This is a genomic window from Halomonas sp. SpR8 (genome assembly GCF_031010195.1).
GTDB lineage: Bacteria > Pseudomonadota > Gammaproteobacteria > Pseudomonadales > Halomonadaceae > Vreelandella.
In genome coordinates, this window is record NZ_JAUAMC010000002.1 from 348,357 (window position 1) to 364,058 (window position 15,702).

The following is a 15,702-nucleotide window of genomic DNA, read 5'->3' on the forward strand; positions in this document are numbered from 1 at the left end:
AAAAAAACGCATATACTTCAAACACTTGTAATTATATAAAACGCTATTTTAACGCTTTATATTTTCCATTAAACTTTAGTCTAAATAGGGCTTACTCACCCATGCCGATAGCGCATAAGGCATACGGATTATATAAAACAGCGTTCGACAAAGGGGCTCACGATAGTCGTGGAACAAATAAAAAACCGCCCTATGGAAACCTCTCTACAAGGAGCAATCCATTGGGCGGGTAGGATATAGCTGACTAGGTTTTGAAATGGCCAGTTTTTGAAATAACTAGCTGGTGAAAGGATTACTTTGCCACTTGGCGGCGCGGGTAATCATCCAGCAGCGTGCGAAGGATATCAACGGGCGTGGCATCGCTGACGCAGGCATCACCCAGGGCGTTCAACAGCACCAGACGCAGACGGGCATCGATATTTTTCTTATCCAGCCGCATACGGCTTAAAAAGTCATCGCTGGACATATTCGCCGGTGCGGCCAGTGGTAGCTCGGCGCTCTCTATCACCGCCAGGCTCCGTGCAAGTGCCGCATCGTCGATCCAACCCAAGCGCTGGGAGAGCGTCGCTGCCATCGCCATCCCTGCACCCACTGCTTCACCGTGTAGCCAGTTACCGTAGCCTTGGTGCGCCTCTATGGCGTGACCGAACGTATGGCCCAGATTAAGCAGCGCCCGGACGCCCTGCTCGGTTTCATCTTCAGCGACAATATCAGCTTTGATTTGGCAACTGCGCGCAATCGCTTCGGCGACTACCTCAGGCTCAACGTTGAGTAGCCCGGCCATATTGGCTTCTAACCAGCTTAAAAACGCTTCATCACGGATAAGGCCGTACTTAATCACCTCGGCAAGCCCGGCAGACAGCTCACGGCGGGGCAGGCTCTTGAGCGTATCGATATCCACCAGCACGGCTTTGGGTTGCCAGAAAGCGCCGATCATATTTTTACCCAGCGGATGGTTAACGCCGGTTTTTCCCCCTACCGACGAATCCACCTGGGAAAGCAGCGTGGTAGGCACCTGGATAAACGCCACGCCGCGCTGATAAGAAGCAGCGGCATAGCCGACCATATCGCCAATTACCCCACCGCCCAAAGCGATCAGGGTGCAGCGGCGGTTAAAACCAGCCTCGAGCAGCGCGTCCCAGATACGGCTGACCTGCTCAATGGTTTTATACTGTTCGCCGTCGGGTAGCACGACGGTGCGCACATCCAAGTCACTTGGCAGGCTGGCGCAGAGCTTTTCCAAGTACAGCGGCGCGATGGTCTCGTTGGTCACCACCATCACTTGCTGACCGGCCAAGTAAGGTGTTAATGCATCAGCACGACCTATCAGCCCGGTACCGATATGGATCGGGTAGCTGCGCTCATCTAAGGCTACTTCAAGCGTACGTTGCGCGCTCAGTGTCGAGGTCATGGCGATACCTTATGGTTAAGCGGTCCAGCCGACGGCGAGGAGGGTTCGAGCGGGTCTACCAGCCGATGCACCCGGCGCAGGATTTCATTGACCACTGCTCGAGGGCTACGGCGGTCAGTGCGCACGGCAATATCCGAGGTGGCGCGATAGAGCGGGTCGCGCTGGGCGAACATATCGTTGAGTACCTGCTCGCGGTTGGCGCACTGTAACAGTGGCCGATTACGATCTTTCGCCGTACGCCTGAGCTGCTGGTCAACGGTGGTCAGCAGATACACCACCGTGCCGCGCTCGCGCAGGGCTCGGCGATTCTCTTCACGCAGCACCGCGCCACCGCCGGTAGCGACCACGACGGAAGAAAGCCGGGTCAACTCATCAATCATATGAATTTCCCGTAGCCGAAACCCCTGTTCGCCCTCGACATCGAAAATCCACGGGATATCAGCCCCGCAGCGGTCTTGGATGGCGTGGTCACTGTCGTAAAACGGACGCGCAAGCTCGGCCGCCAATAGGCGACCAATGGTGCTTTTGCCAGCCCCCATGGGACCTATGAGAAATAAATTGGGTAAATCCTGCATCAGCGAACCGTTAAGCCATCGTCTAGGAGTCGTGGAGTAATAAAGACTAACAACTCTACCTTTTCATTGCTCTCTTCGGTATAGCGAAACAGTCTACCGAGCAAAGGAATATCACCCAAAAGTGGTGTTTTGGCGATTTGGCGCAGCTCTTCGGTGGTCAAAATTCCGCCTAACACCACCGTTTGGCCGTTATCTACCAGCACTTGGGTTTCAATTGTATTGGTATCAATCGGCGGTTCACCGCCAAACTCCGATTCACGAAAACTGTCATTTTTAATCACCAGATCCATAATAATACGGTTATCTGGAGTGATCTGCGGGGTGACCTCCAACGAAAGTACGGCCTCTTTGAACTCGGTATCCGGATTGTCGTTGCCATCGACACTCTGGAAGGCGCGTTCTTCACCCTGGCTAATTTTGGCGGTACGTTGATTGGCAGTAATAATCCTAGGCTGAGAAATGGTCTGGCTTTTCCCTTCGCTCTCCAGTGCGCGCAACTCCAGATCCAGCAGGATATCGCCGGATAAATAGCCAAAGCTAAAACCGGTGCCAGGCCCCGTGGCAGCGCCTAGATCCACCGCCAGGCCCCCTTGCGCCCGGTTAATGCCATCGGGGTTGATATCGCGCCGACTGAAGGTACCGTCTTCCCCCTCTTGAAAGCCACGGGTGCTCGACATACCCCAGTTAACCCCCAGTTCGCGGGATGCGGTGTCCCGAGCGATGACAATGCGCGCCTCGATTTGTACCTGGCGGACGGCGACATCCAGGCGATTTATGGTGCGTACGATATCGCGCACCTGGTCGGCGGTATCCTGCAGCAGCAGCGTGTTGGTGCGGTTATCGACGCTGACTCGGCCCCGCTCGGTCAGTAGCCCAAAGCCATCCGCCTCGCCACCGCGCAGTAGCTGGGCTAAATCTTCGGCCCGGGAATACTTGATCTCAATAAACTCGGTGACTAGCGGCGAGAGCGTTTCAAGCTGATTGCGCGCCTCTAGCTCCTGGCGCTCTAAATCGGCCAGTTCACTGGCAGGGGCTACGACAATCACATTACCCTGCTCACGACTCGACAACCCCTGGCTTTGCAGAATTAGCGCCAACGCCTGATCCCAGGGGACTTCGTTTAAATTGAGCGTCACCCGCCCCGTTACGCTGTCGCTCGCCACCAGATTCAGCCCGGTAAATTCGGCCAGCGTGGCCAGCACCGTGCGAACTTCGATATCCTGAAAATTAAGGCTCAACCGCTCGCCGTTAAACCGCTCCCCCATCGCCTGGGAAGGCTGGGATTCCTGGCTAGCAGGCTGGACTTCTACCGTCAGCGTGCGGCCACTTTGCGAGGAGATCATCGCATAAGCGCCCTGGGTGGCAATGGCCAGTTGAGTGTCACGCTGGTTGGCACGAGGCGTAATCCGAGTAATCGGCGTAGCAAAATCGGTTACATCGTAGATTTGATTGAGCGCGTCGGGAATAGATACATCGTGTAGCTTAACCATGACTTGCTCGGCTCCATCCTCACTCACTTCCGCCGCTACCCCCTCTCGATCAAAGGTGACCACTAACCGACCGGCGCCCTCTGCGCCACGGCGAAAATCGATATTTTCAATCTGAGGCCCTTCGTCAGCTTCCAGCGCGGCAGGCGCGTTACCCGAAGTTGCAGCAAACGTGATTCTTAGTCTGTCATCCAAAACCTGTGAGGAAAATTCGCGCGCATCGTGAAGGTTTACCACTAACCGCGTTCGACCATTGCCCTCTAAAGCGGTGATTTGCTCGACACCACTGGCATCAATATTGATACGCCGACGGGCTAACCCGTTTTGGGTATCGGGTAAATCCAGCGTGACTCGCGGAGGGGCATCTAGCCGGTAGCTGCGTAACTCGGGCACGCCGCCAGTGAAGCGAAGGTCGACGTTTACCTCGCCATTGTCGGCTTGCTGCATCTCGATATCCGTCAGCACCGACGCTGCCGCCAACGAAGGCACCCATGCAGTCAACAGTGCTGCCATGAACATCAATAGAGTGTTTCGCCAAGCTGTCACTACCATGAGCATTATCCGCTTACTCGTTGCTTTCGTTGATGACGAGCGACACTCGCCGCTCCTGCCACCCTTCGCTTTGGGTGTACACACGCTCGCTAACACGAATTTCTTGGCCGTTTATGTGCTCAACACGCCCATAGGCGGTGCCCATATAGTTGCCCTCTTTAACGCTGGTCACGTTGCCATCTGGCGTGGCAATCATTGCGACCTGACGCTCTCCCATGCGCATCGTACCGACCAAGCGCAGCTCTTGCAGCGGAAAACGTTCGAGCGACTCTGGTGTGCGCTGCTGATCAGGCGCCAAGGCGCTGCCACCACGATTAGCAATGCCTTGTGCAGTCGGTTCAGGAGGCAAAAAGGGGCTACGACCATCGCTGTATAAATAGGCTAAGTTGTGGCTTTCTGGCAGTTCAAAGGCAATAACCGGCGGCTGCCCGACGGGCGACTGGCGAATATCCGCCAACGTGCGCTCAAGCTGATCTAATTCAGTCTCGGCACACCCGGACAGAACAATCGCCAAAACTATGATGGGCATCGCCGATAAGACCCTCAATGCGAGTAGCTTTGCGAACCAGTGTTTCATAATGCTTCCGCCCCATCCCCAGGAAACTGATCGCCTTGCTCAACATAGCGATAGGTGCGCGCGAATAGCGACAGGCGCAGCGTGTCCCCGCGCTCTTCATTAGGCTCCAGCGTAAAATCGTGCTGGGTCACCATGCGTGGCAGCGAGGCGATATCGGCAATAAAGCTGGCCAGTTGGTGGTAACCGCCGCGCACCTGAATATCCAACGGCTGCTCGACATAATGGGCCTGAGTGATCGTTGGACTTAGCCGAATCGTTTCAATGGTCAGGTGATTATCGATGGCGGCGCCACTAATACTGTCGAGCAGCGATGGTATTTCCGCACCGGTTGGGAGCATGGAACGCAACCGCGCCATTTGCCCTTCCAATGTAGCCAACTGCTCGCGCATTTCGGGCAGGAAAGCGGCTTCGGAAGCCCTACTGCGGTATTCGCTCAATAGCCTGACTTCCTGGCGTTGCGCAGCCAGAAAGGCGTCACGCTGATCGCTTATCACGAGCCAGACCATCACACACAGCGCTGCCAGGAGCGCTAAACAGCAACTCAACACTTTTAACAGCCACGGCCAGCTACCGGCTTCTTTAACGTCTAGATCCCGCCAATCGACATCGCGTAAGCGCTGCCACTCGATAGCCCACTTCTCACGCTGAAGGCTCATGGCAGCGCCTCTTCCACGCCTTGCGGCACCGCTGCTGCGGTCTGCTCCACGTTAAAACGGAACACACGCCCTGCCCCATTATTCTCACTCTCCACCGCTGAGAGCGAGGGCACGCCCAAGCCTGGCAGGGCAGCAATACGGCGCAACTGCTCGGCAACCTGACGTTCGCTGCTTGCCACCGCGGTAACACTAACGCTGTCATTGATTTTCGCTAAGCGTTGATAGATCACGCCGTTCGCCACGCTTTGCGCCACATCATTAAACAACTGAACGGTTTGTGTACGCTCGGCCTGTAAGGCCTGAAATACCGCTATTTGCTCGCCTAAACGACCGATATCGCTGGCATAACGCGATACGCTAGCGATATCGGCATCAAGGCGCTCGATGTGGTCACTGATAGTGGCATTACGCTGCTGCTGAGCCGCTAACTTGAGTTGATATAGCTGAGAGATCAGCAACCCAAGCACCACGCCCAGCAACAGCATGGCTACCACCACGGCGAAGAATTGACGGGTTTGACGCTCACGCTGTGCTTCCCTCCAGGGCAGCAGATTTATGTTCATTGGCTAACTCTCATCGCCAAGCCGCCCGCAGTTAGCATTGCCGGTGCATCGTTGGCTAGCGCCTGGAGATTTAAGCGTTTGTTCACCAGCATGCGCTGAAAGGGGTTAGCAATGGTCACCGACATGCCGCTGTCGTCAGCAATACGTTCGGCAAGCCCAGGGATCACGCTCGACCCGCCGGCCAGCACGATGTGTTTTATCTCCTCCTGGCGCCCGGCTGTATAATAAAGCTGTAGCGAGCGTCCCACCTGCTGCACCGCCGTTTCCAAAAACGGATTGAGAAGGCTTTTATGGTAATCGTCCGGCAGCCCGCCGTGCTTTTTGGCGAAGCCCGCTTCCTCCATGCTTAGATCGTAGCGGTCGCGAATGGCGTCGGTGAGCTGGCGGCCTCCAAACACCGTGTCGCGGCTATAAACAATATGTCCACCGCGGACGACGTGAAAGGCATTCATATTGTCGCCGATATCCACTAGCCCTACGCAAGCGGTCGGGTCATTATCGATCTTTAGCTGACGATGCAGCTGGGCCAGTGAGCGCTCCATGGCAAAGGTCTCAACATCGACGGCCGTGGGCTCTAAGCCAGCTCTTTCCAACGTATCAGTCAGTTGCGTTACATCCTGCTGCCGACAGGCGACCAGCGTCACTTGCTGCTGCTCGTCATCGAACGGCGCAGGGCCCAGGCACTCAAAATCGAACGCGACTTCATTGAACGGAAAAGGAATATGGCGGTCGGACTCGACCACAATGCGCTCTTCAATTTCGTTTTCGCTTAGCCCGATAGGAAAGCTCAGCGTTTTGGTGATCGCGGAACTCGCAGGCACGGCCACCGACGCTTTGCGGGTCGAGGGCTTAGCATGTTTTACGGCACGGCTAAGCACGCTGGCAACGTCATCAATATCGCGAATACGCCGTTCAACCACTGCGCCGTCACGTAGCGGCCGAACAGCATAGCTTTCTACTTGGTAATTATCGTGGCACTGTTTTAGCTCAAGCAGCTTGACGGTCGCCGATGTAATATCGACGCCGATCAACCCCTTACCAGGTTTTAGAAAGCGCATACTGGATTAGACTCCACTTATTTATCACATGGTTTGAGGCTACATGATTTTTAGTTAAGTCACACCCGAACGCACTTACGGCATATCAACACTGGTGGCCGCCGCCTTGGCTTCCTATAATGGCAGCCAATTACATGATACGGCCGTTTAGATGCCGCTCTTTTACTCTTTTCTGGGTGCTCTCTGTACATGACGTTTCTTCGAACCCTTATCGTCTCGCTTTTCTTCCTCATCGTCTCGCTGGTCGGTGCTATCGCTCTAGCTGTAGTGGGGGCCGCTATTTACTTTGCTCCCGGGCTTCCTGACGTTCGCCAACTGCAGGATTTCGAACTCAGTGCCCCACTGCGTATTTTCACCCAAGACGGTAAATTGATTGGCGAGTTTGGTGAAGAGCGCCGCATGGCGATCAACTTTGATGAAATTCCGCAGGATATGATCAACGCCTTGACCGCCGCCGAGGATACCCACTATTTCGACCATTCCGGCGTCGACCCCCGTGGTTTGGCGCGGGCGGTGGTTCAACTGACGATGAGTGGCGATATTCAATCCGGCGGCTCGACGATCACCATGCAGGTCGCGCGTAACTATATGCTGACGCTGGATCAGACGTTTACACGTAAAATTCGTGAAATCCTGCTGGCGCTGCAAATGGAGCAGATACTCGATAAAGAGGAAATCTTCGAGCTTTACGTGAACAAGATTTTCCTGGGCAATCGTGCCTACGGTATCGCTGCCGCCGCCGAGACCTATTATGACAAACCGCTCGCCGAGCTTAGCTTGGCGCAAACAGCCATGATTGCCGGTCTGCCCAAGGCCCCCTCTGCCTTTAATCCGCTAGCTAACTCCGAGCGCTCGCTCATTCGTCGCAACTGGATTCTATTCCGTATGCGCGAGCTGGGGCATATCGACGAAGCCACCTACCAAGCGGCTGTCCAGGAGCCCGTTACCGCCCGTCGTCACTATACCCAAGCGGAAGTCGATGCCGCCTATGTCTCCGAGATGGCGCGTCAGTATGCGGTGGAGCGCTTTGGCGATGAGGCTTACACCGGCGGCTATCGGGTTTACACCACCATTGATAGCGAACTGCAGCCCTTTGCCCGCCAAGCGCTGGCCAATGGGCTAACTGCCTACGACCTGCGCCATGGCTGGCGCGGGCCAGAGCAGAGTGATATTGCCGCCAGCCTTCTCGAAGCCCAGGAGCAAACCGCCACCCAAGGCCTCGAAGAGGAACTTTCTGAGTCTCCCGAGATTCGCCAGACCGCGCGTCAAGCCGCTCGACGCAGCCAGACAGAAGTCGAAGGCATCGATGGCGACGTTAGCAACTGGGTTCAGGTGCTTGAGCGCACGCCCAACTATGGTCTGCTCCAGCCCGCCATCGTGGTAGCGAGCAGTGGCCGTGAAATGCAGGTACTGACCCGCAACGACGGCCTAAAGACCATTGACTGGGACGGCTTGAGCTGGGCACGTCCTTACCTGAGCCCGCGCAGCCGCGGTTCCGAGCCCAGTTCGGCTGAAGAGATTGCCGTACGCGGTGATATGGTGCGCGTAATCGAAAATGAAGATGGCTCGCTACGCCTCTCTCAACAGCCAGACGCAGAAGGCTCGCTGGTCGCTCAAGATCCGCAAACGGGCGCTATCCTGGCTCTCCAGGGCGGCTTCGACTTTAACGCCAGTAAATTTAACCGTGCGGTGCAGGCGCGGCGCCAGTCAGGCTCAATCTTCAAACCGTTTATTTACTTAGCAGCCCTTGAAGATGGTGAGATGAACGCCGCCAGCGTCGTTAACGATTCGCCCGTGGTACTCGACGACGGCAGCAACTCGCTGTGGCGGCCGGTCAACTCCAGCCGTGATTTCCAGGGCCCGATGCGCTTACGTCCGGCCCTCGCCCGTTCGCGCAACCTGGTCACTATCCGCGTGCTGCAGACCATGGGCCTGGATTACACCATTAACTTTTTGGAAGGCTTCGGCTTCTCGCCCGCCCAACTCCCCCGTGGCCTATCGTTAGCGCTAGGCAGCGCAAGTTTAACGCCGCTGGAGATGACCAACGCCTATTCGGTACTCGCCAATGGCGGATTCCAGGTGTCGCCTTGGTTCATTGAGCGCGTCACCCGTGACGATGACAACGAACTGATTGATGAAGCCACGCCGCAGGTGGCCTGCCCGAGCTGTGCCGAAGACCAGGAGACGGTGGAAATCGATGGCCGCGAATACCCGATCGCCAAGCGGGTTGCCGACCCGGCCGCTGTTTATATCCTGCGTGATATGCTGCGTGACGTTATTACCTCGGGTACTGGCCGCGGTGCACTGAGCCTGGAGCGCGACGACATCGTCGGCAAAACGGGTACCACTAACAGCCAGCGTGACGCTTGGTTTGCGGGCTTTAACACAGAACTCGTCACCACCGTGTGGGTCGGTAAGGACAGCAACGAAACCATCTCTGAGTATGGCTCTCAGGCCGCACTACCCATCTGGGTAGCGTTTATGGGCGATGCCCTGGAAGGTACGCCGAACGCCGTGCCTGAACGTCCAGCGACGGTGGTTACCGCGCGCGTAGATCCGGACACAGGCCGACGCTTAGCGGATGGCCAGTCTGGCGGGATTACCGAGTTATTCCATCAGGATCACTTGCCGGATTACCAGCAGCGCCGTATTAGCCGCGAGCTGGAAGAAGCCAGCGGCTCCCAGGGTTCAGGCACCGCTGAGTCGATCTTCTAACTCGACCTTCTAAACCAGCCAATCCTTAGCCCACCAAGCAAAAGGCCCGGAGAACTAATCTCCGGGCCTTTTTGTTACTGACTGTCTTCCCTCTCTAGCCGTCGGTTGCCCAACGCCTATCCGCTAACGGGGGTCGCAGGCGCTTCGCGCTTGCTGGCCAGCCAGTTAGCACCAATGGCGACAACCATGACCGCCACGCCGGCAATTTCGGTCATCAGGTTGGGATAGAACACCCCAAAAATGGCGGCGGTAATCGCGATGCGCGGTAGCCACGACATTTTGGTAAACAGATAGCCCTCCAGCGCCGCGGCAAAAGCACCTAACGCCAGAATGGCAATCACCGCATTCCAGATCACCACCGGCACCGGACCGCCAATGATGATTTCGGGGTTGAAGACCATAAACAGCGGAATCAAGTAGAGTCCTTTAGCAAACTTCCACGCCTGGAAGCTGGTTTCCATCGGTTTACTGCCCGCAATTGCCGCTCCGGCAAAGCCTGCCAAGGCGATGGGCGGCGTCACGTTGGAGTCCTGGGAGTACCAGAACACCACCAGGTGCGCGACCAGCAGCGGCACACCAAACTCAGCGGTCAATGCAGGCCCGACGAGTACAATGAGCACGATATAGCTGGCGGTAACCGGTAGCCCCATGCCCAGCACCAGACTCGCCAACAGCACCATCACCAACGCCAACACCAAGTTGCCGCCGGAGAAAGCCAGCATCATCGAGGAGAATTTCAGCCCCAAGCCGGTCAGCCCGACTACGCCAACAATGATCCCGGCAACCGCACAGGCCATGGAGACTGCCACCGCATTGCGAGCCCCCAACTCCAAGCCCTCGATTAACTTGGCAAAGCCTGCACGCACCACGTCTTTAACGGCCGTCGCGGTCACCGGCTGCCCCTGCCTGGGCGCCACAAAGAAGAACCACAACACATAGCGCAATACCGCCACTGCCAAAATGGTCACTACTGCGTAGTAGCCAACCCGCATCGGCGACATGCTCATCGCCAGCAGCCAGACCAGCACGGCCAGCGGCAGCAGGAAGTGCCAGCCATCCTTCATGACCTGGCGCATCTGCGGCAGTTCGTCTTTGGGCAGCCCCTGCATGCCTTGCTTAAGGGCAATGATATGCACGAACAGATAGACCGTGGCGAAATACATAATCGCCGGCAAGATACTGACTTTGACAATATCCAGATACGGCGTATTGGTATATTCAGCGATCAAGAATGCCCCAGCACCCATTAACGGGGGCATGATCTGCCCACCGGTCGAGGCCGCGGCTTCGATGCCGCCTGCCTGCTTGGCTTTGTAGCCAAGTTTTTTCATCAACGGAATGGTAAAGGCACCGGTGGTGACCACATTGGCAATCGCGCTGCCGGAAATCGAGCCCATGCCCGCCGAGGCTAATACCGCCGCCTTGGCGGGTCCGCCGCGCTGACGGCCGGTCGCCGCATAGGCCATATCGATAAAGAATTTACCCGCCCCGGTGCACTCCAAAAAGGCGCCAAACAGCACAAAAATAAAGATATAGGTGGCCGCGACGCCTAGCGGCAGGCCAAAGATGCCCTCTTGCCCCAGGTAGAGCTGACCGGCGACTCGGTCAATGGTGTAGCCGCGGTGCTCTAGAATGCCCGGCATCCACTCGCCTAGCCACGGTAGCTCACCGCGTGGCCCGGCAAACGCATAGACAATCGCCAGCAGGCCGATCACGGTCATCCCAAAACCCACCGCGCGGCGGCTGGCTTCCAGTACGGTCACGGTGGCAATACAGGCAACCAGAATATCGGTGTCATTCCAGAACCCAGCACGGCTAAAAATCTCATCCAGATTGAGCACTAAGTAACCACCGGTGAGGATGGCGCCGGCAAAAAACAGCAGATCAAGCCCCCAGCCCAATACACCACGCTTACGAGTGGGACCGAAGGCTGGAAACATTAAAAACGCCAGTATCATGATCAACGCGAGGTGAATACTGCGCTGATAAAAAAGGCCTAAGGGCTGAATACCGGCGGAATAGAGTTGGAACAGGGAAAGACCCACCGCCACAATGGTGATCGACCACAGCACCATGCGGGGTTGAATCGCATTACCGCCCGGCACCACGCTCGACGGTTGCTTGGATTCGCTCATGAAGTCCTCGGAAGCGTTAACTAATGTCGTTTTTATTCACGCGGGGATGCGTGAGGATCTATCAGTTGAATGGTCACCCGCTGTCCAGCGGCGTGCTCACTCAGGCTTACGGATGCATGTTCACCATCTGGCCACACCACGCGATGATTGACAGCAGGTGAACCCACCCTCAACACATACCGGTTATTGGCAACAGGCTCGTTAATGGCATTGATCCAGTAACCGCCCTCACCGTCTGAGACCTGTTCACCACGGCCAAAGATATGCCCAAGCCCGGCGGCAAAGTCGGGTTGATGGCTACGCTCCAGTTGCATGACACTCGCCGCATTACGATAGCAGTCCAACACCGTGAAGTGCTCAACGGAGTGCTGCCACTTAATACACCAGCGACCGCCAGCAGGCACCGCTTCATCCACCAGGGTATCGCCCTGTTCGGTCACCACGGCTAAGCGCATAAACGCAGACGCCGAAGCAGGGGAAGCCCCCACTTCGGCGAACGGACAGCATGCAATGAGTAGCGCCACCAGTCGTTGCTGCCACTGCATGGCAATATCGCTCTATGTCCTGTAGTAGTTACAGACAGTGGTTACGGACGTAAACGATCCGGGATATCAGCACCGACTTCTTCGAAATAGCGCAGTGCACCGGGGTGTAACGGCACCGGGGTAGAGTCCATGGTGAACTTCACGGTGGTGTCATTCGCCGCAGGGTGAACCGCAATCAACTCGTCGGTGTTTTCGAACAGCAGTTGGGTCAACTGGTAAGCCAGCTCTTCGTCCATCTCAGAGTTAACGACGAGAACGTTGGGAATACCGATGGTCTGTACGGCTTCATCCATACCGTCATACATACCCGCAGCAAGCTCGTAGGGTGCGAAGACTTCCTCTTCTGCCTGGGCATTGGCCACTTCTTCATCAGATAGGCTAATCAGGCGAATATCGCGGGTGGCGGCCAGGTTGAGAATTGAGCTGGTCGGCGGCCCTACGCTCCAGAAACCGGCATCGATGTCACCATCGCGAATCGCATCAGCGGTTTCGTTGAAGTTAAGGCGCTGGGGAGTGAAGTCATCATAGCTAACCCCATTGGCTTCAAGCAGAGCACGGGCATTCAGCTCGGTGCCGCTACCCGGTGCACCGACGGAAACGCGCTTGCCCGCTAGATCAGCAATCGACTCAATATCCGACTCGGCCAGCGTTACCAGCTGTACCGCGTTGGGGTAAACCGAGGCGAGCGCGCGGATGTTTTCAACCTGACGACCTTCAAAGTCATCTGTGCCGTTGTAGGCTTGATAGACCGTATCGGCCAGTGCCAGGGCAAGATCTGCGTCGCCGCGCATGATCAGCCCCATGTTTTCAACCGAGGCACCGGTGACTTCGGCGGTCGCCTGGGCACCTTCGATATGGTTGTTGATCATCTCGGCAAAACCACCACCGATTGGATAGTAAACGCCGCCGGTACCACCGGTGGCGATAGAGAGTTGCTGGGCGCTTGCTGGGAGCGCGACCGCGAGCATCGATGCGGCAGCAGCGTATTTTAGCGTTTTCATGAGCGTTTCCTCCGTCCTGCTTGGACTTTATAGGTATGGTTGACGATAAAGGAGGTGTTGAAGCCCCGGGGTCTGCTTGCCATCAAAAGACAACCAGAAACGGTGAAGGAGAAGTTAGCACGGCTTATGCGTTAGATGCTAATGGGGGTTTTCAGCGCAGCAGCGCCGTCGCCCGTTCAATAATAAGCGGGCGCCAATAGACAAAACCGCTGCGGTAACTTAGCAGGAGTTCCACGCATTAAAACAAGCATTAAAACAAGCATTAAAACAAGCATTAAAACAAGCATTAAAACAATGAAATCCCGCACAAATGTCTTACTCTATGCCAAATTGTTAATATTTACTGATAATGGCCGTTAATTTCTCCCCCACTTTTATTATTGATTCAGGATAGGAGCCACACTGCTATGGAGCCCGGTTTTAAGCAGGAAAATAGTAGCGAAAAAGACGCACCGCGCCAGAACCTGGCCATCAGCGCTTACCGCCAGCTCAAGCATGACATTATTCGTGGCCGCTACGCCCCTGAACAGAAGCTGTTAATGAGTCACCTGAAAGAGCATTACGGCGCCAGCACCGGGCCGCTGCGGGAGGCGCTCTCACAGCTGGTCGCTGACCGCCTGGTCATCGCCATTAGCCAGCGCGGTTACCGGGTAGCGCCAATGTCGCTGGCCGAGCTCAACGACATCTACGACGCCCGGGCTCAGCTTGAAGGGTTGATTCTGCGCCTTGCCATAGAGCGCGGCGACGATGACTGGGAAGCCACGGTACTGGCCACCGCCCATCGGTTAGCCAAAGTGACCGACATCAATACCCCCGACGACCTGCTCGACCTTTGGGATCAGCGCCACAAAGCGTTCCATACCGCCATTGCCAGCGGCTGTAACTCCCCTCACCTGCTGCAAATGCGTAACACTCTGTTTGACCAAGTAGAGCGCTACCGCCACCTATGGCTCCAGGAAACCGTGATGTCGTCTCAGGCACTGGAGCTCAAGCGTCAGGAGCACGCCGCGTTAGTCGAGGTCATTCTGGCTCGCGACACAGCCCAGGCCGACAGCTTAATGCGTGACCATTTAATGACCCCAGTACCGATTATCACGCGTGTCCTCGAGGCGCGGGGCATCAATTAAATTCTGCGTTTTAAAAAAATGTAGATATTTTAAAAAAACGGCGATACATTGGTTGCAGGCTACTTTGCATCTATTCCTGCCCACAAACTTAGGAATCCACGCCATGACACATTTCAACTGGGACGACCCGCTACTTCTGGAACAACAGCTCACCGATGAAGAGCGCCAGATTCGCGATGCGGCCTACGACTACTGCCAGGAAAACCTTCAGCCCCGCGTGCTGACCGCCTTCCGTGAAGAGCGTTTCGACCGCGAGATCATGACCGAAATGGGCGAGCTTGGCCTGCTGGGTGCCACCGTTTCCCCCGAGTACGGCGGTGCAGGCGTTAACCATGTCGCTTACGGTTTGATTGCCCGTGAAGTCGAGCGTGTGGATTCCGGCTATCGTTCCGCCATGAGCGTTCAGTCGTCGCTGGTGATGTACCCCATCGAGACCTACGGTTCTGAAGAGCAGAAGCAGAAATTCCTGCCCAAGCTTGCCAGCGGTGAAATGGTCGGCTGTTTTGGTTTGACCGAGCCCGACCACGGCTCTGACCCCGGCAACATGATTACCCGTGCGGAAAAAGTCGACGGCGGCTACCGCCTGACCGGCGCCAAAATGTGGATCACCAACAGTCCGATTGCCGATATCGCCGTGGTTTGGGCGAAGTCAGCGGCTCACGATAACCAGATTAAAGGTTTTATTGTCGAGCGCGGCGTGGACGGTTTCACTACGCCCAAAATCGAAGGCAAGGTCTCGCTACGCGCATCGATTACCGGTGAAATCGTGCTGGACAACGCCTTCGTTCCCGAAGAGAACCTGCTGCCCAACGTCAGCGGTCTGAAAGGCCCGTTTGGCTGCCTGAACAAAGCGCGCTACGGCATCGCCTGGGGGGTGATGGGCACCGCGGAGTTCTGCTGGCACGCCGCGCGTCAATATACCCTCGACCGCAAGCAGTTTGGCCGCCCGCTGGCTGCCAACCAGCTGATCCAGAAAAAGCTCGCCGATATGCAGACCGAAATCACGCTGGGCTTACAGGCCGCATTGCAGGTGGGCCGCCTGATGGATAGCGGCAACTGGGCACCGGAAATGGTCTCGCTGATCAAGCGCAACAACTGCGGTAAAGCGCTGGATATCGCCCGCCAGTCCCGCGACATGCACGGTGGTAACGGTGTTTCCGACGAGTACGGCGTTATTCGCCACATGGTCAACCTGGAGTCGGTGAATACCTACGAAGGAACCCATGATGTACACGCCTTGATTCTGGGTCGTGCTCAAACAGGCATTCAGTCGTTCTTTTAATCACCGCATTTTGACTAC

Annotated in this window: 13 protein-coding genes; 3 read left to right on the plus strand and 10 right to left on the minus strand. The window is 56.3% G+C overall.

The features are described from left to right. Positions 1 to 292: 292 nt before the first annotated feature. From aroB to pilM, 7 genes are read right to left on the minus strand one after another with little or no spacing between them, the layout of a single operon-like run. Positions 293 to 1,411 carry a 3-dehydroquinate synthase gene (gene aroB / locus QT230_RS04940; protein WP_308320475.1) on the minus strand — a complete coding sequence of 373 codons (1,119 nt, stop codon included), beginning with the start codon at positions 1,409 to 1,411 and terminating at the stop codon, positions 293 to 295. After that, on the minus strand, positions 1,408 to 1,986 hold the full coding sequence (gene aroK / locus QT230_RS04945) for a shikimate kinase AroK (RefSeq protein WP_308320476.1): 579 nt from the start codon (positions 1,984 to 1,986) through the stop codon (positions 1,408 to 1,410). Before aroK ends, aroB begins: the two co-directional genes overlap by 4 nt. Beyond that, on the minus strand, positions 1,986 to 4,025 hold the full coding sequence (gene pilQ / locus QT230_RS04950) for a type IV pilus secretin PilQ (protein WP_308320477.1): 2,040 nt from the start codon (positions 4,023 to 4,025) through the stop codon (positions 1,986 to 1,988). The genes aroK and pilQ overlap by 1 nt, the downstream gene beginning before the upstream one ends. Before the next feature lie 13 nt (positions 4,026 to 4,038). Next, a complete protein-coding gene (locus tag QT230_RS04955) occupies positions 4,039 to 4,554 on the minus strand; it encodes a pilus assembly protein PilP (protein WP_308320478.1) in 516 nt (171 codons plus the stop codon). A 44-nt stretch (positions 4,555 to 4,598) separates the two neighbouring features. Next, positions 4,599 to 5,258: a type 4a pilus biogenesis protein PilO gene (locus QT230_RS04960; RefSeq protein ID WP_308320479.1), complete on the minus strand. Its 660-nt coding sequence runs from the start codon at positions 5,256 to 5,258 to the stop codon at positions 4,599 to 4,601. Then, entirely contained in the window at positions 5,255 to 5,821 is a 567-nt protein-coding gene (locus tag QT230_RS04965) for a PilN domain-containing protein (protein WP_308320480.1), read from the minus strand. Before QT230_RS04965 ends, QT230_RS04960 begins: the two co-directional genes overlap by 4 nt. Next, positions 5,818 to 6,879 (minus strand): type IV pilus assembly protein PilM, encoded by a 1,062-nt coding sequence (gene pilM / locus QT230_RS04970; RefSeq protein WP_308320481.1) that lies wholly within the window; start codon positions 6,877 to 6,879, stop codon positions 5,818 to 5,820. The genes QT230_RS04965 and pilM overlap by 4 nt, the downstream gene beginning before the upstream one ends. Positions 6,880 to 7,068: 189 nt before the next feature. On the opposite strand from pilM, the gene QT230_RS04975 reads away from it, so the two are divergent. Next, entirely contained in the window at positions 7,069 to 9,594 is a 2,526-nt protein-coding gene (locus QT230_RS04975; RefSeq protein ID WP_308320482.1) for a PBP1A family penicillin-binding protein, read from the plus strand. Between the two features lie 116 nt (positions 9,595 to 9,710). On the opposite strand, the gene QT230_RS04980 is transcribed toward QT230_RS04975, so the two are convergent. The 3 genes from QT230_RS04980 to QT230_RS04990 are packed head-to-tail and all read right to left on the minus strand — an operon-like array spanning position 9,711 to position 13,275. Then, entirely contained in the window at positions 9,711 to 11,729 is a 2,019-nt protein-coding gene (locus tag QT230_RS04980) for a TRAP transporter permease (protein WP_308320483.1), read from the minus strand. A gap of 32 nt (positions 11,730 to 11,761) precedes the next feature. Continuing rightward, on the minus strand, positions 11,762 to 12,274 hold the full coding sequence (locus tag QT230_RS04985; RefSeq protein WP_308320484.1) for a DUF1850 domain-containing protein: 513 nt from the start codon (positions 12,272 to 12,274) through the stop codon (positions 11,762 to 11,764). Between the two features lie 41 nt (positions 12,275 to 12,315). Further along, positions 12,316 to 13,275, minus strand: a complete 960-nt coding sequence (locus QT230_RS04990) for a TAXI family TRAP transporter solute-binding subunit (RefSeq protein ID WP_308320485.1) — start codon at positions 13,273 to 13,275, stop codon at positions 12,316 to 12,318. Positions 13,276 to 13,682: 407 nt separating this feature from the next. Between QT230_RS04990 and csiR the strand changes: the two genes are divergently transcribed. Further along, the gene (gene csiR / locus QT230_RS04995) at positions 13,683 to 14,402 is read left to right on the plus strand and encodes a DNA-binding transcriptional regulator CsiR (RefSeq protein WP_308320486.1); all 720 of its coding nucleotides are present in this window, start codon (positions 13,683 to 13,685) and stop codon (positions 14,400 to 14,402) included. Positions 14,403 to 14,505: 103 nt separating this feature from the next. Further along, the gene (locus QT230_RS05000) at positions 14,506 to 15,684 is read left to right on the plus strand and encodes an acyl-CoA dehydrogenase (RefSeq protein ID WP_308320487.1); all 1,179 of its coding nucleotides are present in this window, start codon (positions 14,506 to 14,508) and stop codon (positions 15,682 to 15,684) included. Positions 15,685 to 15,702: the final 18 nt, after the last annotated feature.

Bases quoted from the DNA above. Each gene is read 5' to 3' on its own strand.
- aroB (WP_308320475.1), bottom strand. From the start codon at position 1,411: ATGACCTCGACACTGAGCGCGCAACGTACGCTTGAAGTAGCCTTAGAT.
- aroK (WP_308320476.1), bottom strand. From the start codon at position 1,986: ATGCAGGATTTACCCAATTTATTTCTCATAGGTCCCATGGGGGCTGGC.
- pilQ (WP_308320477.1), bottom strand. From the start codon at position 4,025: ATGGTAGTGACAGCTTGGCGAAACACTCTATTGATGTTCATGGCAGCA.
- QT230_RS04955 (WP_308320478.1), bottom strand. From the start codon at position 4,554: ATGCCCATCATAGTTTTGGCGATTGTTCTGTCCGGGTGTGCCGAGACT.
- QT230_RS04960 (WP_308320479.1), bottom strand. From the start codon at position 5,258: ATGAGCCTTCAGCGTGAGAAGTGGGCTATCGAGTGGCAGCGCTTACGC.
- QT230_RS04965 (WP_308320480.1), bottom strand. From the start codon at position 5,821: ATGAACATAAATCTGCTGCCCTGGAGGGAAGCACAGCGTGAGCGTCAA.
- pilM (WP_308320481.1), bottom strand. From the start codon at position 6,879: ATGCGCTTTCTAAAACCTGGTAAGGGGTTGATCGGCGTCGATATTACA.
- QT230_RS04975 (WP_308320482.1), top strand. From the start codon at position 7,069: ATGACGTTTCTTCGAACCCTTATCGTCTCGCTTTTCTTCCTCATCGTC.
- QT230_RS04980 (WP_308320483.1), bottom strand. From the start codon at position 11,729: ATGAGCGAATCCAAGCAACCGTCGAGCGTGGTGCCGGGCGGTAATGCG.
- QT230_RS04985 (WP_308320484.1), bottom strand. From the start codon at position 12,274: ATGCAGTGGCAGCAACGACTGGTGGCGCTACTCATTGCATGCTGTCCG.
- QT230_RS04990 (WP_308320485.1), bottom strand. From the start codon at position 13,275: ATGAAAACGCTAAAATACGCTGCTGCCGCATCGATGCTCGCGGTCGCG.
- csiR (WP_308320486.1), top strand. From the start codon at position 13,683: ATGGAGCCCGGTTTTAAGCAGGAAAATAGTAGCGAAAAAGACGCACCG.
- QT230_RS05000 (WP_308320487.1), top strand. From the start codon at position 14,506: ATGACACATTTCAACTGGGACGACCCGCTACTTCTGGAACAACAGCTC.